Below are 20506 nucleotides of genomic sequence, written 5' to 3' on the forward strand. Positions count from 1 at the left end.
TTTTTGGATCGGGCGAGAGGGCCGCGCCCCGATTGGGCAGACTGTCCGGCGAGAAACCCCTCACCAGCCAGCACGAGCCCCGTCTATGTCCCATTCGACCGCCGCCGCCCCCGCATCGGAACGATTGCACGCCCTTGATGCGCTCAGGGGCGGCGCCTTGCTGCTCGGCATCGTCCTGCACGCGGCAATGTCGTTCGTGCCCGCCACGCCCCGGTTCTGGTTCATCCAGGACACCCATCCAAGCCTCCTCCTGGGCCTGCTGACCTTCACCATCCACGTCTTCCGGATGACGACCTTCTTCCTGATGGCCGGTTTCTTTGCCCGCATGAGTTTCCATCGCCGGGGGAGCTGGGGCTTTGTCAGGGACAGGTTGCAGCGGATCGGGCTCCCGTTCGTGATCGGCTGGCCGATCGTGTTTACGCCGATGGCTCTGGTGGTCATCTGGGCTTCCGGCTTTCCCAACGGCGGTCCGACTCCCGGCATGCGCAATTGGCCGCCGGTGCTGCCGAATTTCCCCCTGACGCATCTCTGGTTCCTCTATGTGCTGCTGGAGCTCTACGTCGCGACGCTGCTGCTGCGCGGCGCCGTCGTCTGGCTCGATGCAACAGGTACTTGGCGAGCGGTCGTTGACCGTGTCTTCGCTGGCATCGTGCGAAGCCCGCTGGCCCCCCTGCTTCTGGCGCTCCCGATCGGCATCGCTTTCTGTCTCGACCAGCGCTGGATCAACGTGATGGGGGTGAGGACCCCGGATCAGTCGCTCATCACCAACGCGCAGGCCTGGATCGGCTTCGGCACCGCCTTCGGGGTCGGCTGGCTGTTGCATCGGCAGGTCGATCTGCTCCGGCTGCTCGAGCGACGCTGGCTCCCGCATCTCCTGCTTGCGGTCGTGCTGATCCTGGTCAGCTTCGTGCTCTCGGGTGTGATCCTGTCCGTGCCGGGTGCGCCGAAACTGCCCTTCAGCGCTGCCACGCTCAGGCTTGTCTCCGCGATCCTCTATGCACCGGCGATCTGGATCTCGACCTTCGCGGCCATCGGTCTCGCGCTTCGCTTCATGTCCGGCTTCAGCCCGATCTGGCGCTACCTCGCCGATGCGTCCTACTGGCTCTATCTGATCCACATGCCGATCGTGATGGCGCTGCAGGTCGTGCTGTCGCAACTCGACTGGCCCGGGCTGATCAAGTTTGCCGTCATTGTCGTCGTCGCAATTCCGGCGATGCTGGCAAGCTATCATTGGCTGGTGCGCTTCACCTTCATTGGTGCGATCCTGAATGGCCGCCGCGCCGTGCGGCGTGTTCTCCCGCAAGGCGGAATTGCGACTGCGTAGACAGCGCCGCCCCGCTCATTAAGATGCCCGCAACAAAAATAAGCGGGAGGCGTCATGAAGTTCGGCATCTTCTATGAGCTGCAACTGCCGCGGCCCTGGGTGGTGGGCGACGAGCTCAAGCTCTACCAGAACGCACTCTCGCAGATGGAACTCGCCGACAAGCTTGGCTACGACCATGCCTGGGTCGTCGAGCATCACTTCCTCGAGGAATATTCGCACTCGCCCTCGCCGGAATCGTTCCTGGCCGCGGCGAGCCAGCGCACGAAGAACATCCGGCTCGGCCACGGCATCCTCCAGCTCACCACCAACCATCCCGCGCGCGTTGCCGAGCGCGTCGCGGTGCTCGACCTGCTCTCCAACGGCCGCTGCGAATTCGGCATGGGCGAGAGCGCCTCCATCACCGAGCTCGAACCGTTCGGCCGCGACATGGAGACCAAGAAGGAGGTGTTCGAGGAGGCCGTCGCCGCAATCTTTCCGATGTTCAGGGACGCGGGCAGCGAGCACCACGGCAAGTATTTCGACATCCCCTTGCGCAACGTCGTGCCGAAGCCGGTGCAGAAGCCGCATCCGCCGCTGTGGATGGCCTGCTCGCAGCTGCCGACCATCGAGCGCGCCGGCCGCCACGGTTTTGGCGCGCTCGGCTTCCAGTTTGTCAGCGCCGACGCCGCCCATGCCTGGGTGCACGCCTATTACAACGCCATGACCAAGCGGCTGCACAAGCTTGCCGACTACGAGATCAACCCGAACATGGCGCTGGTGTCGTTCTTCATGTGCGCGAAGACGGATGAAGAGGCCCGCGCCCGCGCCGACGGCGCCACCTTCTTCCAGTTCGCGCTGCGCTTCTACGGCGCCGCGCAGAACCGCCAGCGGCCCGCGCCCTACACCGTCAACATGTGGGACGAGTACAACAAGTGGAAGCGCGACAATCCCGAGGCCCAGGAGGCCGCGCTGCGCGGCGGCCTGATCGGCTCGCCGGAGACGATCCGCAGGAAGCTCAAGCGCTTCCAGAGCTCGCATATCGACCAGGTGATCCTGCTCAACCAGGCCGGCAAGAACAGCCACGAGCACATCTGTGAATCGCTCGAATTGTTCGGCCGCGAGGTGATGCCGGAGTTCCAGAACGATCCGGCGCAGGCGGCGTGGAAGAGGGGCGTCATGAGCGGCGAGATCAAGCTCGAGGAGATCGACACCCAGGCCTTCACCGACCGTTACGGCAAGCTCGCCGTCAACGTCGCCCCGGCGAAGGTGGCGGCCGCGGGATAGGGGTGTACGTTTGACGTCGGCCATGCCTCTATTGGCGGCGCGGGGCCTTCGCATGGGGCTAATCGCCCACTCCCGCGCGCTGGCGCAACCCCTGCTGATCGATCAGCTCATCTAAATCCTTCGGTTGCAAAAGACCGTTAACCGTATGATGCGTTCAAGATCCTGTTTGCGCGGAAGAATGCCGGTTGGGACCGGGATAGTCCGTGCTTGATCTCCCCCAAGGGCTCTGTTTGGATACTTGCGTTCGCCAACTCGAATTTCGGGTCATCGTAGTGAATAAGAGAAGTGGATACCGTTGTTCATGACGGCTCGTGCACCGGAAAGCATCGCGACCGTCCCCCGCACTGGCGTCGGCAATCGGTTGCTGGCAGCGTTGCCGCCGGCGGATCTCGGCTTGCTGACGCCCCACTTCCAGAAGGTTTCGTTCGAGCCCGATACCGTCCTGGTGCGGTCGGGCGATGAGCTCGACCCGGTTTACTTTCCCCACAGCGGGGCAATCGCCTTCATGCTCGATATGCCGGACGGGCAAACGGTTGCAACCACGTTGATCGGACGGGAAGGCGCTTTGGCCTCGTTCTCCGCGCTCGGCCCGTCGCTTTCATCCGTGACCGCGGTTGCTCGCGTGGCCGGCACGGCATCGCAAATCTCCGCCGCCAGGTTTCGGGCTGCCTATGCGCGAAGCGAGGCCATCAGGAATGTCGTGCAGGTCCACGTCCGCGCGTTGCTGCTGCAGCTCCAGCACGTTGCGGCCTGCAACGCGCTGCACCTTGTGGATGGCCGCATGGCGCGGTGGCTCCTGCAGCTCCACGACCGCGTTCCCAACGATCTCCTCCCGGTGACGCAGGAGGCGCTTGCGCAGTTGCTTGGAGTGCGGCGGACAACAGCGACGCTGACCATGAGCAAGCTGCGCGCGGCCGGCGCCGTCCCGTCCGACCGGCGCGGGTTTGTCGAGATCGACCGGGTGCGGCTCGAGCGCGTTGCATGCGATTGTTATGCGCTCATGCAGGACAAGATCGATCGGATGTATTGCCAGGAATTGTCGGCGCCGCAGCCTGCCCTTGCGCCATTCCCGGAAACAACCGCGCGGTAGTCAGGGCGCATATGAGGTCCGCCGCGCCCCGTTCATGAGGACTCACTCTGGACGGTTCGGCGTCCTCCGCACTAGTGTGAGCTTGCGCCGTCGCGCCGCGATCTCATGCGGGCTCCTCCGCCCTGCTTGATCGTGAACGGCGGGCCGCAACTGGGCCAGACCCCGTCTTGCCTATCGCGTCCTTGAGACTGCGGGACGGGTTATCCAACTTGGGCGCAGCGTAGAACTCGAGTGGCTCTGCCACCTTGGCATGAGGCGGCAATACGTCCTCGTTGAACGCGTGCTCGCACTTGCGCAGAGCGACTGACATTTTCCGGTCTCCGCCAAGATCAAGTGGCCTGCCATTTCTCATACCATGCTGCAGAGTGCGTCCGCGCACGGCGATATGCTGGACGGCCAGGCCGCTGGATTCGTCGATGTCACCGTCGATTGCGTCTGATGCCATGTCGTGCACTTTCCGTGTTGCGCGCGCGGATCGCCTCACTGCGCGGACAGCCATGAGTCGACCGCCGCAAGCCTACGCTGCCGTCCAGCCGCCATCGATCGCGAGATTGGCGCCGGTGATCTGCGCGGCCTCGTCACTGCACAGAAAAAGTGCGAGCGAAGCCACCTGTTCGACAGTGACAAATTCCTTGGTGGGTTGGGCCGCGAGCAGCACGTCGCTGATGACCTCATCTCTCCTCATCTTGCGTGCATTCATCGTGTTCGGGATCTGCTTTTCCACCAGCGGGGTCCAAACATACCCGGGGCTGATGCAGTTGCAGGTGATCTTCGAACGCGCAAGCTCCAGCGCGACGGTCTTGGTCAGGCCGGCGATCCCGTGCTTGGCTGCGACGTAGGCTGACTTGAACGGCGAAGCTACACGCGAATGCGCCGAAGCCGTCGTGATGATCCGGCCCCAGCCACGCTTCTTCATGCCCGGCACAGCCGCACGGATTGCATGGAATGCGGCGGATAGATTGACGGCGATGACCGCATCCCATTTCTCGATCGGAAACTCTTCGATTGGAGAGACGTGCTGGACGCCGGCATTGTTGACGAGGATATCCACAGCCCCGAACGTCGCTTCACCCAGCGCGATCAGCCCGGCGATTTCGCTTGGCTTCGCCATGTCCGCGGGCGAATAGATCGCCTTGACGGCGAACTCGCTTTCGATTGCCAAGCGCTCCTTCTCGACATCGGCCGCCTCGCCCATTCCGTTTAGCACGATGTTTGCGCCGGCACCTGCGAAGGCACGCGCACATGCGAGGCCGATGCCGCTCGTCGAGCCGGTCACGATCGCAGTTTTGCCCTTAATAACCATCTCAGTCACTTTGCTCCGTGTGTTGCGCCAGCTGGCGAAGCCTCGCGGTTCACGCGCCAGTTGGTTTTGTGGATTTCCGATCAGGTGACCAGACTTCGTTCTGAAGCCCGGAACGGACGTCGCGCTGGCTCTTGCAGATAGTCATGGGCCACTCTGCCAAGTCCCAGCGTGAGGTCTGCACGGATGTGAAGCGCCGAGACGATCTCCAGAACGGGCAGATCAGCGACCGGCGCCAAGGCGTGCGGTGTCAGGGAGAGAGCCGCGGGTCCGGTCCAGGCGCCCTTCAACGCGATCTGCTCGAGGCGATATTCAACGAGCTCGCAGATGCGCGGGCTGCCATCGACATGCGGGATGATCTTGAGCAGAAAATTCGGCTCCTCGAGCGCGGCCTTGACCTGGCCAAGATCGGCTTCGCGGTGCTTGTAGCCCATCGTGCCCGTCGCCACCCGCAAGGGCCCGTAGTCGAGCGTACCGATCAGCGTGTCGATCTCGGTCCGCAATGTCGGCTGGCCGAGCTTTTTCGGAAAGCCCCAGAGCTCGCGTCCCGCGGCAATCGGTCCTTCGTCGTTGAGGAACATGCAGTGGTTGTAGCCGCCCGTGTGGCCACGGAACGAGACCGGAATGACCTGGCCGCTTTCCGTGTAGTCGCCGAAGCCATTCGAATCCGGCATGCGGATGAATTCATACTTGACGAGCGGGTTGCGGTCATCGAGTTCCAGCGGTTCGGGCACCACAGCGCGCAGCCTTGCCGGGTCGGTGCGATAGGTGATGATCAGGTACTCGCGATCCACAAACCGGTAGGGGCCTGGCGGATAGGCCGGGCTGGTGAGCGGCATCGCAAAGGCGCGCTTGCGCACATCGTTCTCACGCATGGGGTTCTCCGTGCATCAAATCAGCGCTCTATTCACGGCCATCGTGCTCCAGATCGAATGTGAAAACTCCGTCCGGGGTGACCGGGCGTGCGAGCACCTCGGGATGACGCAAGGTGCGAAGCGCATCGTGGTAGCCGGCGCGCCAATGGTCTTGCATCGAAAGGCGGGAGAACTCGTAGTCCTTGGAGTGGCCTTCGTGGTTGCGAGCCCGATAGATCAGGTGAACGATGTTGTAGACGTTGGGAGACACCGCGGTGTTCAGGAGCTTCACATCCTCGTGCTCCCTGAGTTCTTCGGGAATCCGGTCCAGGAGCGTCGTGAGCGCACGTCGCAGGCGCTGCACGTGCTTGAACTGGTCGGTGCTCGCGCGCGTGCGACTGGAATATTGAATTTCCTTCTGACGCGTGACGACCTCGGGCAGATTGCCCGGAAGCTGCCCCTTGGCGTTCCAGAGATCGACCTGAAACGCCAACATGTCCTGCGGCACACCCCCATCGATCACCCATTGCAGCGGCGTATTGGAGACAAGGCCGCCGTCCCAGTAATGCTCGCCCTCGATCTCCACGGCGGGAAAGCCCGGTGGCAGCGCGCCGCTTGCCATGATGTGCTCTGGGCGAATCGTGTGGGTGCTGTTGTCGAAATAGACGAAATTGCCCGTTCTCACGTTGACTGCTCCTGCACTGAACCGCGTCATCCCCGCGTTGATGCGATCGAAGTCAATCAGGCGCTCCAGCGTGCTCTTCAACGCGCCGGTGTCGTAGAAGCTGGTGGCTTCTGTCGTGCCGCCGGCGTGGAGCCATGGCAGGAGGGGGCGCGCGGAGAAGAACCCGTTTGCGCCGCATGCCGCGGCAAGGCCCGCGCTCATCTGGTTGAGGATATTGCGCGCATTCTCGTTGCGCGCATCGAGAAATGGGTTTCCGGCCCAGTCCCAAGGTGCAGTCGAAGTTACCCCCGTCCAGAAATCGCGCAGCCGATCAACACGCGACTCGGCCGGGTTGCCCGCGATGATCGCGGCATTGATCGCGCCGATGGAAATGCCGGCAACCCAATCGGGGTGGATGCCAGCTTCCGCCAGCGCCTCGTACACCCCCGCCTGGTAGGCGCCGAGAGCGCCGCCGCCTTGCAACAACAGGGCTATGCAATCGAATGGCAGCCGCCCTTGGGTGGCCGGCAGGTGTGATCGGGGCTGGAAATTCATGACTGGTCTTGCTCTCGGGTGTGGGATGATCGAGCCGGCATTGCGGAAGCCTCGATGACCGTTCGCTAAAACAAACTATACGGTGTAGTGTATATATTGTGCACTAATGCGCAACTCACGAGATCGTGCTTCAGTGGCGCGTCGTCACGCTCGTGGTTAGTGCTGAGTTGACCGCTGTCCGACCTTGGGTGGCTCGAGCATCACTTCCTTCAGGCGATCGCTGGTAGCGATGACGACCACGAAGTTGAGCTTGCCATCCTGTTTCACCAACCCGCCAGCGAGCGCCCGTCCGTCCGCCGCGCTTTCCGCGACCCGCACCGCGTCCGACAACTCCTGCTTGATCCACTTCAGGGCGATGATTTTGGCGAGGTCCGCGCGATCGAGTTCCTTGAGCGATGACGCGATCTCCGTTTGCGATACCCTTCCGGTGTTCGCATCTATGACATTCTCAAAGACCCGCTCGTTCTTGATCGTGCGCACGCGGTAGACCGGCGGACCGGATATCTCGAAGCTGATGTCTGCGGTCCTCGATCCATCGTGCAGACCCTCCGCAATCGCCATGGCCTGTCCGATCGGGACCTTCGTGGTGTGGAACTGCTCCAGCACGCGGCGAATGGCTGCCTCCTCGACGTTGCCCTGCGCGGTCGCGCTTTGCTGTTCGGCGTCGGCAGGGACCTGCGTGACACCGGCCAGAGCACCGGTGCCGGCGAGGGCCGCGGAACAAACGATCAGGGCAAACAGCTGCTTCCTTGGCATCGCGCATAATCCTGTGGTGTTCTTCATGATCGGTGGACTAGTTCGGCACGAAGGCGTACCGGCTGATCTGGAAGCCCGGATGCCGAGCAGATCGCCACAACTTTCGAGCCCGCGCCGGAGCGAGCTTGCGACGTCGCGCCGTGATCTCATGTAGCCTTCCGCCCCGCCCTGCTTGATCATGAACGGCGGGCTGTAACTGGGCCAGGCTTTCGCGAACGCGTAGATCGGCCGCCGCCGGGTTGCCGTCATCGTCACGCACAACGGCGTCGCCGACTTCAGTCTCCGGCAACTGCGCCTGCGCGATATCGTGCTCGGCAGGCGCCGGACGCTGTCCGAACCCGCTGGTGTCGATGACGGCCGCTTCGGGTCCCCTCCGATCTGAGTGAATCCGGATCGGCGGCAACGCGGAATGCGAGTCCAAGAGCCGGCTCGGCGAAGGAGCGGGCAACACCCAGTCGGCCGCCAGAAGCAGCAGTAGCAGCGCGCCTCCCACCGAGAGAAAATACGCCCGCAGGGGTAGCTCGGGCTCGACGACGGCGCGCGCACGCGACAGCACAGACTTCCTGCTCACGGCCGCCAGCTCCCAGGCATGAAATGATTCCGTCTCATTTTCAGAAGCTCGTGGGCCGCGGGTGCCGGGACGCGCGTTCGGCGTCGAGATAGCCGCGCTCGTCGAGCCATTCGATCGGGCAATAGGCCATCGCCTTCGGGTCGATCATGTGCCCGTCGCGCTCGAGGGCCGCTCGCGTGCCGGTGAGTCCGCTCCAGACCGAAGAGCCGGTGGCCGGCTCCACGTCCATGACGTCGAACACTTCGATGAAGTTGAGCATGTCGAACGTCCAGGATGCTCACGCGGCGGGCGGGGAAGGGGGCTCGACGCCTTCAAGCGCGACGCCTCTGCGGACGAGTTCGGATTCGATCGCGTCGAAGATGGGTTCGACCGGCGCGAGCCACACCGTGACCCAGCAGATGATGCAATTGCGCGCAAGCAACAGCCCCGACGTCATGCGAGGCTCCTCCGGCTTGCCGCATGCCGCACCGGCGCGGCTGCGCCGCCGGCGAGCGCGTGCACCCAGGCGAGCACCGAAATGGTGAGACCCAGCAGCAGGCTCACGCCCACCAGCGACACGGCCACCATCAGATTGAGCGACGCGACGGCAATCCCGGGCCAGGGATTTTCCCGCACGAGCGCCAGGAACAGGCTTGACATCTTCGGTCTCCTAAATAAACTACACCGTATATTTCATATACAGCGCGGATCGCGGGATGTGTCAAGAGCCGAGACTCACAAGCCCGTGTTCGTCCTGATCGGACGAGGGAGACTTCGGAACGAGGCCAAGGGTCCCCTTGAAAGCAGATGCCTCAACCTGAGAAAGGATTCGATATGTTGAAGAACCGGTTGGTGCTCGCAGTGCTGGGGCTCGTTGCTTTGGGCACGGCTGCATTCGCGCAGGAGGACCGCGGCACAGCTGAGCAGAGAGCGGCGTGCACGTCTGACGCGTTTCGCCTGTGCGCGGGCTACATCCCCGATCCCACCAATGTGGAAGCCTGTCTCCGGCAAAGAAAGTCGGACTTGAACGAAGCTTGCAGGGCCGTGTTCGACCACGCAGACGCCGCGGTTCCGGTCAGGACCGTGGGATCGCGCCGATAGCGCGACGCCAGGAATGAGGAACGATCGTATGAACACAATATATGCTCCTGCTTTCGCCGCGTTCGGAGGTTCGGCCTTCGGCGCGATTTCCACGATCGTGACGGGATGGATGAGCCGGCGCCGCAGACTCCGCGAGCGCCATCACGCGCACGCGACGTCGAAGCGTGAAAAGCTCTATCGAAGCTTCATCGAGGAGGCGTCCCGACTTTACGCGGACGCGCTCACCAGCGACAAATCCGAGATCCCGGCATTGGTGAACTTGTATGCGCTCATCGGGCGCATGCGGATTCTGTCCGACGATGAGGTGGTCCATGCCGCAGAGCGGGCAGGCCGGCTGATCATCGAGACCTACCTCGCGCCGAACACGTCGTTCGTCGACCTGCCGGGCTTCCTGGAGGAGATGGATCCGTTGCGTGAATTCGGCGAGGCCTGTCGGCGTGAAATGCACGCGATTCCGTTGCGGTGAGGCCGAGCATGCCAGAGGCGCAGACGACCCGCCAGGTTGGATTGTCGTGCACGCGTGAACGAATTGTGCAGGCTGCAATCCGCTTGTACCGGGAGATCGGGTACCGAAAGACCACGGTTGCCGACGTCGCTCGCGACGCAGCAATGTCCCCCGCAAATCTCTACCGGTTCTATCCCTCCCGCCGAGCGCTCGAAGAGGCCGTCGTGACGGAGCTGCTCGAGGAGGTGTCGGCGGCGGCCGCAAGTGCAGCGCGAAGCGGCCGCTCGGGCCTGGAGCGCCTCAATGCAGCGTTCCGTGCGATCTCCCGGGTGCATGAAGACCGGCTGGCAAACGATGCCCGCTTGCACGAACTGGTGGTGGCCGCGGGACAGGCGAACTGGCTGGCCAGCCTGTCTCATGCGGATCGGCTTCGCGGCGTCGTGCGGTCGATCATCGCGGCGGGGCAGGTGAGCGGGGAGTTCCGCGGCGGGAGCCCGATGGCGCTCGCCTGCTGTCTGCTGGACGCGATGGATGCTTACCTCAATCCCTCCCGTATCAAGGCGACCGCGCTTCGGCCGGCGTTCGACGAGATGATGCGCTTTTGCGCGGGGGCGCTTGGCAACGCGGCGTTCGCTGGCCCGGCGCCTCCTCAACTCATCAACGTTCAGGCCGGCTTGCTCCATAAATCCACCTGCTAAGCCCGGCACTCGATGGCTCACGGCGTCCAGTCTGCCTCACAGGCCGCAAGGAAGAAGCCGACACGTTCGCGCATGAAGGACGGCAGCTCCCGTCTCAGCTCCTTCGGTGTCTCCCCGACCAGCGAACGAAACAGCATCGGCAACAGGATCAGATCCAGGAAGATCTGAGCGGTGGCAAGGCTACGCTTGCCGCTGAAGGGCCCCTTGGGAGCGCGCACCAGCTTCTGCGTCGTTTCATTCAAGAGTTGGGAAACGGCATTGACGGAGCGATCGCGCGCGGCGTCGTGGACGTTGCGGCTCAACTCGGGAAAACGCTGCGCTTCGGCGATCGTGGCGCGAACCATGCCCAACGATTCCTCGATGAGATTTTCCACGATGGTGGTGCCGAGGTTCGAGAGCTTGTCATGAAGGGTGCGGCCCTCGGGCTCGATGCCTTCGAAATCCGTCAGCCTGCTGATGGTGCGGGCCACCACCGCCGCGAACAGTGCCTCCTTGCCGGGGAAGTGCGCGTAGATGGTCGGCTTGCTCGCCGGCGCCAGCTCGGAGATGTCGTCGATGCTGGCACTACGATAGCCCTTCTCGAGAAAAAGCTGCTGGGCCGCATCAAGGATCCGGACCTGGACGTCGCCGGCAAGGTCCTTGGGCGGTCTGCCCCGTTTCGGGGTGCTCTTCTTGGTCATCCGTCGATCCTCCAGTCACGAGTCTGTGCGCGCGCAGATCGCACTTGACATGGCGGGCGGGAAAAGGCAACAAAAAGAAAATATACGGTATAGTTTATTTAATCGCCGCGACGTCCATCGGAACCAGCGGCGGCACCTCCCGGACAGTCGAGGCCGCAAACCTTGGCCCAGCGATCGTCCGGTCGACCTCAGGAGAGAGTGAAAGTGAATATGTCGTGCCCCGACCCGGACCGCCCACACCACGGCATCCTGCTGCGCGAGTTGCATCACAGGGTCGATAAAGGGATCGCCTCGGCCATCGATCTGGTCTCGGCCGCGGTCATCCGCGCCGACGGAGCGGAAGCCAAGGCCGCCTTGAGCGACGTTGTCGAGCTGCTGCACGGACATGCGGAGCTGCATCGGGTGCTGGCCATGCCCGAGGGCGATGTCCTCATCGATGCCGCGACTTACATTCGCAGGCTGGGCTGCGCCATGCGCCAGTCCTTTCTGGACCGAATGGGGATCCGGCTGACGCTCACCACCGAGTCTCTCCCGCTTCAGCCAGAACGGTGCGGACGGCTTGGCCTGATCGTCCACGACCTCATCGTCAACGCCGCGAAGCATGCGTATTTCGATGCGCGCTCCGGCGAGATCAAGGTCAAGCTGTCGCGCATCGGCTCGGTCGCGAACTGCGTGGTGCTGGACAACGGCTCACGGCCGGCACGGGCCTTGGGCCGGGAATTCCAGATTGGCAATGACCTTGCGAGGGGGCTCGGCGGACGGATCGAGCACGGCTTCGCTGCCGAGTTCACATCCGTCGTGGTCTCGTTTCACCTGAGCGAGCGGGAGCGGCAGGCAAGCTGGTCGATGGCGACGCGCCGCATGAGGTCGCCGCGCCGGCTGAAGACCAACGCGTCCGTGACGCCCGGCTCCGGCCTCTCGGAGCAGATCGAGCGTCCCTTGCGGGCGCGTCCGAACCAACGGGCCACGCTCGGCACGGGCCCGGACGTCCTGGGCAATCTCCTGTCACCCTCTCACCACACGGACGCGCTATGAAACCGCGCTATTCGAACCTCTCCAAAATCGGTCGAACCGAGCGCTTGCTGAGGCCTCTCGGCGGCGTGGCCCTCGCGCTTATTGCTGCTGCGCTCGGCGGCTGCGACGATCACGCCACCGTTCCTTCCGCGCGCGCCGCTGTCGTGCGTACGGAAATCGTGCAGCCGAGGGATCGGCAATCCTCGCTTACCTTGACCGGTGAGGTGCAGGCCCGCTTTCGGGCGGATCTCTCGTTCCGCGTCAGCGGGCGCGTCCTCGCGCGCTATGTCGATGTCGGGACCCACGTGAAGGCCGGCGAAGTGCTGGCCATTCTCGACCCGGCCGAGCAGGAGGCCGATGTCGACGCCGCCACCGCCGCCGTTCTCGCCGCAGAATCCCAACTGCGCGTGGCAAAGACGACTTTCGATCGGCAGAAGGCGCTGATCGCAAGCGGCTTCACCACGCGCACGGCCTACGACCAGGCGCAGGAAGGGTTGCGAACCACCGAAGGTGTGCTTGAAGCGGCAAGAGCGCAGCTCGGAACCGCGAAGGACGTTCTCGGCTATACCGCGCTGCGAGCCGAAGCCGACGGCGTCGTCACCGCACGCAGTCTGGAATCCGGTCAGGTCGTACAGGCTGCCCAGCCGGTATTTTCGCTGGCGCAGGACGGGGAGCGGGACGTCGTCTTTGACGTCTATGAGTCCATTTTCCTCGGAACTGCCGACCGAAGCAGCGTTTCGTTGATGCTGATCTCCGATGCGACCGTGACTGCAAGCGGCGAGGTTCGGGAGGTTTCGCCGGCCGTCGACGCCAGGAGCTCGACCATTCGGGTCAAGGTAGCGATCAAGGACCCGCCTGCCGCGATGACGCTTGGAAGCCCCGTCGCGGGGACTGTGAGAGTGACGGCCGAGCGGCAGATCGCGTTGCCTTGGCGTGCATTGATGGCGGCGGGCACCAGCCCTGCGGTCTGGACCGTCGACCCGGTGACGCGGACCGCCTCGCTGAAGCCGGTGACAGTCGGTGGCTACGAGGCCGGAGAAGTATTGATCAAGGCAGGTCTGGATCCGGGCGAGCGCGTCGTCGTCGATGGCGGCAAGCTCTTGAGCGTGGGCCAGCCCGTGACTTATGAAGGAGAACCCTCGTGACGGGTCGCGCAATGATCGTGGCGGGGCCGCTTGCATGCGCGCTCGCGCTTGCCGGATGCCAGCAGGAGACAAAGGCGCCCGAGGCCGTGCGGCCCGTCCAGTCGCTGCTTCTCGCAGCGGACCACGCGGACGATGCCGTTGCGGTGGGCGTTATCGAGCCGCGCTACAAGACCAATCTTGGCTTCCGCGTGCTGGGACGTCTGATCACGCGTCCCGTCTACGTCGGTGATCTCGTGAATGAAGGACAGACGGTCGGAACGATTGACTCGACCGCCCTCGAGCTCGCCGTTCGTGCGGCCAAAGGTCAGCTTGCCAAGGCCGAGGCGCAGTTCGCGACCGCTCGCGCGACCGAGGAACGGCAGCGAACGCTCATTGCCACCGACGCCACCACAAGGCAGACGCTGGATAACGCCGAGCAGGCGCGTGCCGGCGCCGAAGCGACGGTCGCGCGCGAACAGGCAAATCTGACCAAGGCGGTCGAGCAGCTCGGCTATTCGCAGATCAGGGCCGACTTCGCCGGCGTGGTCACTGCAGTCGGTGCGGACGTCGGCCAGGTGGTGTCGCCCGGGCAAAGTGTGGTGACGATCGCAAGGCCCGATATCCGCGAAGCGGTCGTCGATATCGGACCGGACTTTCCGCTGCCGCTGGAGGTCGGTCTGGCGTTCACGGTCAGCCTGCAGCTCCTGCCGGCGGTTCAGGTGGAAGGCAGCGTTCGCGAGATTGCGCCGCAAGCCGATCCGGTAACGCGCCTGCGGCGGGTCCGCATTGCACTCGGCAATCCGCCCGACAGCTTCCGGCTCGGCGCGACCGTCACGGCGAAGCTCGGCAGGCAGCAAGGCCCGGTTCTCCAACTGCCTGCGTCGGCGCTGCTCGCCAGGGATGGCGCCAATTTCGTCTGGATCGTCAATCAGCCCGCCAGCACGGTGTCGCTGCAAAGGATCGATGTGGTGGCTGGCCAAACCGGGGCGCGCGTCACCGGTGGACTTGCTCCTGGCGCACGCGTCGTCACCGCCGGGGTCCACAGTCTCAAGCAAGGACAGCAAGTCCGCATCGAACAGGATCAGCAGCCATGAAGTCGTTCAATCTCTCCGACTGGGCGCTCGGTCATCGCTCGCTCGTCTGGTATTTCATGATCGCCTTCATGGCGGCGGGTCTTTTTGCCTATCTCCAGCTGGGACGGCAGGAAGACCCCGACTTCACCATCAAGACCATGGTCGTCCAGGCGCAGTGGCCGGGTGCGTCGCCCGAGGAGATGACGCGCCAGATCACCGACCGGATCGAGAAGAAGCTCGAGGAGCTGGAGTCGCTCGATTACACCAAGAGCGTGACGGTTGCGGGCCAGACCACCGTCTTCGTCTATCTGCGCGACAGCACCAAGGCTGCCGACGTGAAGCCGACCTGGATTCGTGTTCGCAACATGATCGCGGATATCAAGGGCGACTTCCCGCAAGGGGTGATCGGGCCCGGTTTCAACGATCGCTTCGGCGACGTGTTCGGCAACATCTATGCCTTCACCAGCGACGGCCTGAGCCAACGTCAGCTGCGCGATCATGTGGAGGACATCCGTGCCAAGGTCCTGACTGTGCCCGATGTCGGCAAGGTGGACATCCTGGGCGCGCAGGACGAGGTGATCTATCTCGAATTCTCCACCCGCAAGATCGCGGCCCTTGGCCTCGACGTTCACGCGATCATGAGCTCCTTGCAGGGGCAGAATGCGGTTGCCCCATCCGGCGTATTCCAGGAGGGGCCTGAGCGGATCAGCGTACGCGTGAACGGCCAGTTCACGTCAGAGGCAAGTCTGAAGGCGGTCAATCTGCGCATCAACGACCGCTTCTTTCCCCTGACCGACGTCGCAACCGTCAAGCGCGGTTATGCCGATCCGGCCAGGACCCTGTTCAGGTATAACGGGGAGCCGGCGATCGCCCTTGCCATCGGCATGAAGTCCGGTGCGAATCTGCTGCACTTCGGCGAGGCGCTGAAGGAGGAGATGTCGAGAATTACTGCCGACTTGCCGGTCGGCGTCGGCGTTCACCTCGTCGCCGATCAGCCCGTCGTTGTCGAGCATGCCGTGTCCGGCTTCACCGAGGCGCTGTTCGAGGCCGTGATCATCGTTCTCGGCATCAGCTTTCTCAGCCTGGGCATGCGCGCCGGCCTCGTCGTGGCGATCGCGATTCCGCTGGTTCTCGCCATCACCTTCGTCGTGATGGCCTATGCCGGCATTTCGCTGCAGCGAATTTCGCTGGGCGCCCTGATCATCGCACTCGGCCTGCTGGTCGATGATGCCATGATTGCCGTCGAGATGATGGTCGCGCGGCTCGAGGTCGGCGATCCCCTGGAAAAGGCGGCAACGCACGTCTACACCTCGACCGCCTTTCCCATGCTGACCGGGACGCTGGTGACCGTGGCCGGCTTCATTCCGATCGGGCTCAACAGCAGCAATGCGGGCGAGTTCACCTTCACGCTGTTCGTGGTCATCGCCGTCTCGCTGATCGTCTCGTGGATCGTGGCGGTGCTGTTCACGCCCTTGCTCGGCGTCACCATCCTGACCGCCAGGATGAAGGGCCATCATGAGCAGAAGGGGCGCGTAGCGCAGTTGTTCGCGCGTCTCCTGCTCTTCTGCATGCATCGCCGCTGGATGACGATCGGCGTTACGGTTGCAGCCTTTCTGCTGGCGCTGTTCGGCATGAATTTCGTGCAACAGCAATTCTTCCCGTCCTCGGATCGCGCCGAGCTCGTGGTCGACTGGAATTTGCCGCAGAACGCATCCATTGCCGATACCAACGCGCAGATGGCGCGCTTCGAGCGCGAACAGCTCCAGGGCAACAATTCGGTCGACCACTGGTCGTCCTATGTCGGCACCGGCTCGCCGCGCTTCGTCCTGTCCTTCGACGTGCAGACCGCCAACACCTGGTTCGGCCAGATGGTGGTCGTGACCAAGGGCGGCATCAAGGCCCGCGACCAGGTCAAGGCGCAGTTCGAGGACTACCTGAAGAAGACGTTCCCCGGCACTGACACCTACGTCAAGCTGCTCGAGGTCGGTCCCCCGGTGGGGCGTCCCGTGCAGTATCGCCTGAGCGGGCCCGACATCGCGAAGGTGCGAGACCTCTCGCAGAAGCTTGCCGGCATCGTGCGGAGCAGCCCCGATCTCGGCAATGTCGTGTTCGACTGGATGGAGCCGGCCCGCGTCGTCAAGGTGGACGTTCTCCAGGACAAGGCGCGCCAGCTCGGCGTCACCTCGGAGGACATTGCCACCACCCTGAACTCCGTGCTCGAGGGCACGCCGGTTACCCAGGTGCGCGACAGCATCTATCTCGTCAATGTCACCGGACGTGCGACGGCGCCGGAGCGTGCCTCCATCGACACCCTGCGCGACCTGCAATTGACCGGGCTCGGCGGCCAATCCGTGCCGCTCGGTGCCGTGGCCAATCTGCGTTACGAGCTCGAGCAGCCGACGATCTGGCGGCGCGCGCGGATCCCCACCATCACGTTGAAGGCCGGCATCGTCGGTAACGTGCAGCCCAAGACGATCGTGGACCAGCTCGCGCCGAAAGTCGCGGAATTCACCAGGGAGCTACCGGCCGGCTATTCGGTGAAGATCGGCGGGTCCGTCGAGGAGAGCGCCAAGAGCCAGGCGCCGATCGTCGCCGTCGTTCCGCTCATGCTCTTCGTCATGGCCACGGTGCTGATGATCCAGTTGCAGAGCTTCCATCGCCTGTTCCTGGTGTTCGCGGTCGCGCCGCTGGCCGTGATCGGCGTCGTCATGGCGCTGCTGCCGAGCGGTGCTCCGCTCGGCTTCGTCGCCATCCTCGGCGTGCTCGCCCTGATCGGCATCCTTGTCCGAAATTCGGTGATCCTGATCGTGCAGATCGAGGATCTCAGGAAGGAGGGGCGACCAGCCTGGGACGCGGTGGTCGAAGCCACCGAGCATCGTATGCGGCCGATTCTATTGACGGCGGCCGCGGCAAGCCTCGCGCTGATTCCGATCGCGCGCGAGATATTCTGGGGGCCGATGGCCTACGCGATGATGGGCGGCATCATCGTTGGCACGTTGCTGACGCTGCTGTTCCTGCCCGCACTGTATGTGGCCTGGTTTCGCATTCACCCGGATCCCGACGATCACTCGTCCACGCACGAGCCCGCCGCGCCTGCGCACGACACGCCAGCCACGGAGGCGATCTCCGTATCCAAGCCCGTGCCAGTTCTCGAAACACAGATCTAAACAGGAGAAAAGACTATGTCCCACAAGATACTTCCAATGCTGCCGCTTACCGCAGCGCTCGCAATCATGACGTTGTCTTCCAATGCAGCGTTCGCGCAGTTCCCTCCGCCGCCCCCGATGGCCGGGCCTCCGCCGATTGCGGCCGGCGGGCCGCCTCCGATGGCAGCCGGAGGTCCTGCGGCCTTCGCAGCTCGTCCTCCGATGGGACCTGGCGGTGCGCCACGTGCCGGCCTCGGCGGCCCGGCGCCTCGTCTCGGTGCCGGAGCTGCACCGCGGGGTGCCCTCGCAGGGGCCGGGCGGGGCGGACCGGCGGTGGCGAACGCGGCGCGTGCCACATCGGTGACCTACAACCGCGTCGGAGGCTACGGCCGCTACGGTGAAGCCCGATACGGCTATCGCGGCGCCGCCTATGCGGCTAGCGCTTACGCTGGAGCCGCTGCCGGCTACGCCTATGGGCGCGGCACCTCTTCCGATGGCGATTGCTACTACGTCTACCGACGATACAGGCGTGTTCTTGTCTGCAATTAGCCGTCGCGATCTCGCGCACGGCTGACTTCATCCCGCGAATACCGTGCGGAAACCAAAACAATGGAAAAACAACATGAAAAAGATGCTCGCCGGCACGCTGGGCATTGTCGTATTGGCAGGTGCGGCCTGCCTTGAGCCAACTGAGCCGGTCGCGGCACATGATTACGCATTCTGTCGCCAGGATGCGTCGTCCGGCATGCGGTCGTGTGAATTCGAGACGATGGAGCAGTGCCTCGCCATGATCTCCGGGCGTGGTGGCTCGTGCACGCGCGATCCCTACGTGACCCAATCGGGCCAATCCTACGCCTATGCGCCGAAGCGGGACGGTCGTCCGCACCGCTGACATGTCGGCGAGAGCCGGCGGAATGCATTCTGGCGCGCTATCGCGCCAAGCGTAGCCGGCTTCCTTCCGCAGAAGGCCTGTTGCTGATATCGTCCGCCAAAAGAGCTTCGACGGAGGAAACGATGCGGCCCCACGGGATGGGTGGTGGCGGAGTGGGGCGTGTACTCCCCTGGATCAATGCTTTGCTGGACGCGTTTTTTGCCGCCGATTGTCCGCCAGCGTCATAGCGCCGGCAGCCACCAGGACAATGACGATGACCATGGCAAGCGCCTCCACTGAGGCTAGGGTGTCGTACCAGCTGTTCCAAAGCTCAAGCATGCGCTGGCCTCCATCTGAGCGGGCGTCCACCAGCGATAAAATACGCTCTGTCGAAAGGACGTGCCTTCGCGCACAGGGACAATGCTACGTTTCGTCGCGCGCGTTTTGATCGCGCGGCAACATGACCTATGCCCGGCGCCCGAATATCGAGCGAACGTAGGTTCCGGTCGCCGTGCACTGAGATCGCCCGCGGCTATGTCGAAGATGTTGGCCGACTGTGAAGTAGCTTACATCCCGTGTTCTCGGCCCGGGCTAACGTGGCGCAAGCTTCTTGCTTTGAAGGAGGCATCCAATGCTCGCAGCAATCAAATGGAACTCCCGATACAACGCTCGCGAATGGGGGATGAAGGTTGGGGTGCTCGCCGTCCAACTCCGTGCACTGAATGCAAATCGGCAGAAGGGCGAAAGCAAGCCGAAGCGGCCACCCTGGAAACACTTCGACGACACCCATCATTGGGACACAGCCGCGGAGGAATGGGTCCCCAACAATGATCGGTGATCAGGCTTCAAGATCCCTTTCGCTGATGGACCTGCCGAGCGGTGCGGTCACGTACAAGCAGCTGGATCGGGATGTGCGTCGGGACTTCCCGAATGAGTGATGCCGCGGCGCTTCGCCGAAGGGGCGTAGCGCTGCGACGCCGGGCCGGGACCCGGAGGCGGTATGGTGAGGGCCAGCTTCCGGCACGCCGCCCTTGCTGATACTCTCCGCCAAAAGACGTTTGGCGGAGGATAACGATGCGGGCCCACGGGATGGCCTCGAATGTAGCGGCTGGCGATGTCACGCCCGCGGTGCTCGCCATCGGCCGGCCGGATTTTCCGGAAGTGCTCATCGAGACGCTGCGCCGGCAGGCGGCCGTCGGCCATTGCATGGTGTTTTCGCTGAGCCGCGCGGGCGCCGCGCACTGCCTGCTCGATGCCGGCAACATCCCGATCGGCGCGGACCTCGGCGCCGCCTATGCCGGACAGTTCCACGAATCCGATCCCAATCGCGATGCGATGTTCGAGGGCGAGGGCGGCGCGTCGATCATGCTGCCGGCCTTCGCACCGCGCATGTATGGCGCGCGCTACCGCAAAATCTTCTTCCAGGATTCCGGCATCGTCGACAAATGCGCGACCGCGATCTGGGTCGACGACACCTGCTTCTACGTCAATTTCTATCGCGTCGCCGCGCAGGGCCGCTTCAGCGACGCCCAGCGCGAGCGTCTCCGGGCGATCGCACCTGCGATCGGGGCGAGCGTCGCACGCCACTTTCAGCGCAGTGCAACGCCCGATCAGTCGCTCGCCGCGCTGTTCGCGACGCGCACGCCGCTCGCTAGCCTCACGCCCCGCGAGCGGGAGGTTTGCCGGCGCATCCTCGAAGGCTTCAGCTCCGAGGCGATCTCGCAGGCGCTCGGCATCAGCGTGCATTCGACACTGACCTACCGCAAGCGCGCCTATGGGCGGCTCGGCATCTCCTCGCAGAGCGAGCTGTTCGCGATCGTGCTGCGCCTGCTCGCCGGCCCGAGCGGCCTGAACTAAGGGGCACTCTTCGTCCCCGGCTTCCAAGAGCAAAGCGGACACGCGGCCCGCCCGCCGGGATCGTCGCCTTTTTGACCCATTTCAGACTTCGAGGGGAGGGCTTGCTGGCAGTTGCGCGCTCCACTAACTCGAAATGGGTAG

22 protein-coding genes are annotated in these 20506 nt (G+C 63.9%); 12 read left to right on the forward strand and 10 right to left on the reverse strand.

Features of this window, described 5'->3' with window-relative positions:
- The first annotated feature begins 85 nt into the window (after positions 1-85).
- From A3M7_RS0116590 to A3M7_RS44310, 3 genes are all read left to right on the forward strand, one after another.
- The gene (locus A3M7_RS0116590; protein ID WP_027544939.1) at positions 86-1324 is read left to right on the forward strand and encodes an acyltransferase family protein; all 1239 of its coding nucleotides are present in this window, start codon (positions 86-88) and stop codon (positions 1322-1324) included.
- Positions 1325-1378: 54 nt separating this feature from the next.
- Positions 1379-2587, forward strand: a complete 1209-nt coding sequence (locus A3M7_RS0116595) for an LLM class flavin-dependent oxidoreductase (RefSeq protein WP_027544940.1) — start codon at positions 1379-1381, stop codon at positions 2585-2587.
- Positions 2588-2888: 301 nt separating this feature from the next.
- Positions 2889-3677, forward strand: a complete 789-nt coding sequence (locus A3M7_RS44310; RefSeq protein WP_049823492.1) for a Crp/Fnr family transcriptional regulator — start codon at positions 2889-2891, stop codon at positions 3675-3677.
- A 517-nt stretch (positions 3678-4194) separates the two neighbouring features.
- On the opposite strand, the gene A3M7_RS0116615 is transcribed toward A3M7_RS44310, so the two are convergent.
- The 8 genes from A3M7_RS0116615 to A3M7_RS0116650 form a co-directional block, all read right to left on the reverse strand.
- Positions 4195-4980, reverse strand: a complete 786-nt coding sequence (locus A3M7_RS0116615) for a 3-hydroxybutyrate dehydrogenase (protein WP_049823463.1) — start codon at positions 4978-4980, stop codon at positions 4195-4197.
- A gap of 80 nt (positions 4981-5060) precedes the next feature.
- Positions 5061-5852: an acetoacetate decarboxylase gene (locus A3M7_RS0116620; RefSeq protein WP_027544942.1), complete on the reverse strand. Its 792-nt coding sequence runs from the start codon at positions 5850-5852 to the stop codon at positions 5061-5063.
- Between the two features lie 28 nt (positions 5853-5880).
- Positions 5881-7050 carry a DUF3734 domain-containing protein gene (locus A3M7_RS0116625; RefSeq protein ID WP_027544943.1) on the reverse strand — a complete coding sequence of 390 codons (1170 nt, stop codon included), beginning with the start codon at positions 7048-7050 and terminating at the stop codon, positions 5881-5883.
- A gap of 156 nt (positions 7051-7206) precedes the next feature.
- Positions 7207-7833, reverse strand: a complete 627-nt coding sequence (locus A3M7_RS49655) for a PepSY domain-containing protein (protein ID WP_245284263.1) — start codon at positions 7831-7833, stop codon at positions 7207-7209.
- A 10-nt stretch (positions 7834-7843) separates the two neighbouring features.
- Positions 7844-8377 (reverse strand): hypothetical protein, encoded by a 534-nt coding sequence (locus A3M7_RS49660; protein ID WP_049823464.1) that lies wholly within the window; start codon positions 8375-8377, stop codon positions 7844-7846.
- Positions 8378-8417: 40 nt separating this feature from the next.
- Positions 8418-8636 (reverse strand): hypothetical protein, encoded by a 219-nt coding sequence (locus A3M7_RS0116640; protein WP_027544945.1) that lies wholly within the window; start codon positions 8634-8636, stop codon positions 8418-8420.
- A gap of 18 nt (positions 8637-8654) precedes the next feature.
- The gene (locus tag A3M7_RS49665; protein ID WP_198033754.1) at positions 8655-8813 is read right to left on the reverse strand and encodes a hypothetical protein; all 159 of its coding nucleotides are present in this window, start codon (positions 8811-8813) and stop codon (positions 8655-8657) included.
- On the reverse strand, positions 8810-9016 hold the full coding sequence (locus A3M7_RS0116650; RefSeq protein WP_027544946.1) for a hypothetical protein: 207 nt from the start codon (positions 9014-9016) through the stop codon (positions 8810-8812). Before A3M7_RS0116650 ends, A3M7_RS49665 begins: the two co-directional genes overlap by 4 nt.
- A 550-nt stretch (positions 9017-9566) precedes the next feature.
- On the opposite strand from A3M7_RS0116650, the gene A3M7_RS0116660 reads away from it, so the two are divergent.
- Both A3M7_RS0116660 and A3M7_RS0116665 read left to right on the forward strand, forming a co-directional pair.
- Complete coding sequence (locus tag A3M7_RS0116660; RefSeq protein WP_245284264.1) at positions 9567-9923, forward strand: hypothetical protein; 357 nt, start codon at positions 9567-9569, stop codon at positions 9921-9923.
- Positions 9924-9931: 8 nt separating this feature from the next.
- Positions 9932-10600 (forward strand): TetR/AcrR family transcriptional regulator, encoded by a 669-nt coding sequence (locus A3M7_RS0116665; protein WP_027544948.1) that lies wholly within the window; start codon positions 9932-9934, stop codon positions 10598-10600.
- A 17-nt stretch (positions 10601-10617) separates the two neighbouring features.
- Here the strand turns inward: A3M7_RS0116665 and A3M7_RS0116670 are convergent, their stop codons facing one another.
- Positions 10618-11280 (reverse strand): TetR/AcrR family transcriptional regulator, encoded by a 663-nt coding sequence (locus tag A3M7_RS0116670; RefSeq protein WP_027544949.1) that lies wholly within the window; start codon positions 11278-11280, stop codon positions 10618-10620.
- 162 nt (positions 11281-11442) lie between these two features.
- Here A3M7_RS0116670 and A3M7_RS0116675 point away from each other — a divergent pair, with 162 nt between their 5' ends.
- The 5 genes from A3M7_RS0116675 (at position 11443) to A3M7_RS0116695 (ending at position 18529) form a co-directional block, all read left to right on the forward strand.
- Positions 11443-12315, forward strand: a complete 873-nt coding sequence (locus A3M7_RS0116675; RefSeq protein ID WP_245284265.1) for a sensor histidine kinase — start codon at positions 11443-11445, stop codon at positions 12313-12315.
- Positions 12312-13439, forward strand: coding sequence for an efflux RND transporter periplasmic adaptor subunit (locus A3M7_RS0116680; protein ID WP_027544951.1), 1128 nt, complete (start codon positions 12312-12314; stop codon positions 13437-13439). The genes A3M7_RS0116675 and A3M7_RS0116680 overlap by 4 nt, the downstream gene beginning before the upstream one ends.
- Entirely contained in the window at positions 13436-14512 is a 1077-nt protein-coding gene (locus A3M7_RS0116685; protein WP_084302221.1) for an efflux RND transporter periplasmic adaptor subunit, read from the forward strand. The genes A3M7_RS0116680 and A3M7_RS0116685 overlap by 4 nt, the downstream gene beginning before the upstream one ends.
- Positions 14509-17658 carry an efflux RND transporter permease subunit gene (locus A3M7_RS44325; RefSeq protein WP_049823467.1) on the forward strand — a complete coding sequence of 1050 codons (3150 nt, stop codon included), beginning with the start codon at positions 14509-14511 and terminating at the stop codon, positions 17656-17658. Before A3M7_RS0116685 ends, A3M7_RS44325 begins: the two co-directional genes overlap by 4 nt.
- A 601-nt stretch (positions 17659-18259) precedes the next feature.
- Entirely contained in the window at positions 18260-18529 is a 270-nt protein-coding gene (locus A3M7_RS0116695) for a DUF3551 domain-containing protein (protein WP_049823468.1), read from the forward strand.
- 174 nt (positions 18530-18703) lie between these two features.
- Here the strand turns inward: A3M7_RS0116695 and A3M7_RS48570 are convergent, their stop codons facing one another.
- Entirely contained in the window at positions 18704-18847 is a 144-nt protein-coding gene (locus A3M7_RS48570) for a hypothetical protein (protein ID WP_156936898.1), read from the reverse strand.
- Positions 18848-19139: 292 nt separating this feature from the next.
- On the opposite strand from A3M7_RS48570, the gene A3M7_RS48575 reads away from it, so the two are divergent.
- Together A3M7_RS48575 and A3M7_RS0116710 are read left to right on the forward strand one after the other, a co-directional pair.
- Entirely contained in the window at positions 19140-19346 is a 207-nt protein-coding gene (locus tag A3M7_RS48575) for a hypothetical protein (RefSeq protein ID WP_156936899.1), read from the forward strand.
- A gap of 236 nt (positions 19347-19582) precedes the next feature.
- Positions 19583-20365, forward strand: a complete 783-nt coding sequence (locus A3M7_RS0116710; RefSeq protein ID WP_027544954.1) for a LuxR C-terminal-related transcriptional regulator — start codon at positions 19583-19585, stop codon at positions 20363-20365.
- The last annotated feature ends 141 nt before the right edge of the window (positions 20366-20506 follow it).

Source organism: Bradyrhizobium sp. WSM2254 (genome assembly GCF_000472645.1).
GTDB classification, from domain to species: domain Bacteria; phylum Pseudomonadota; class Alphaproteobacteria; order Rhizobiales; family Xanthobacteraceae; genus Bradyrhizobium; species Bradyrhizobium niftali.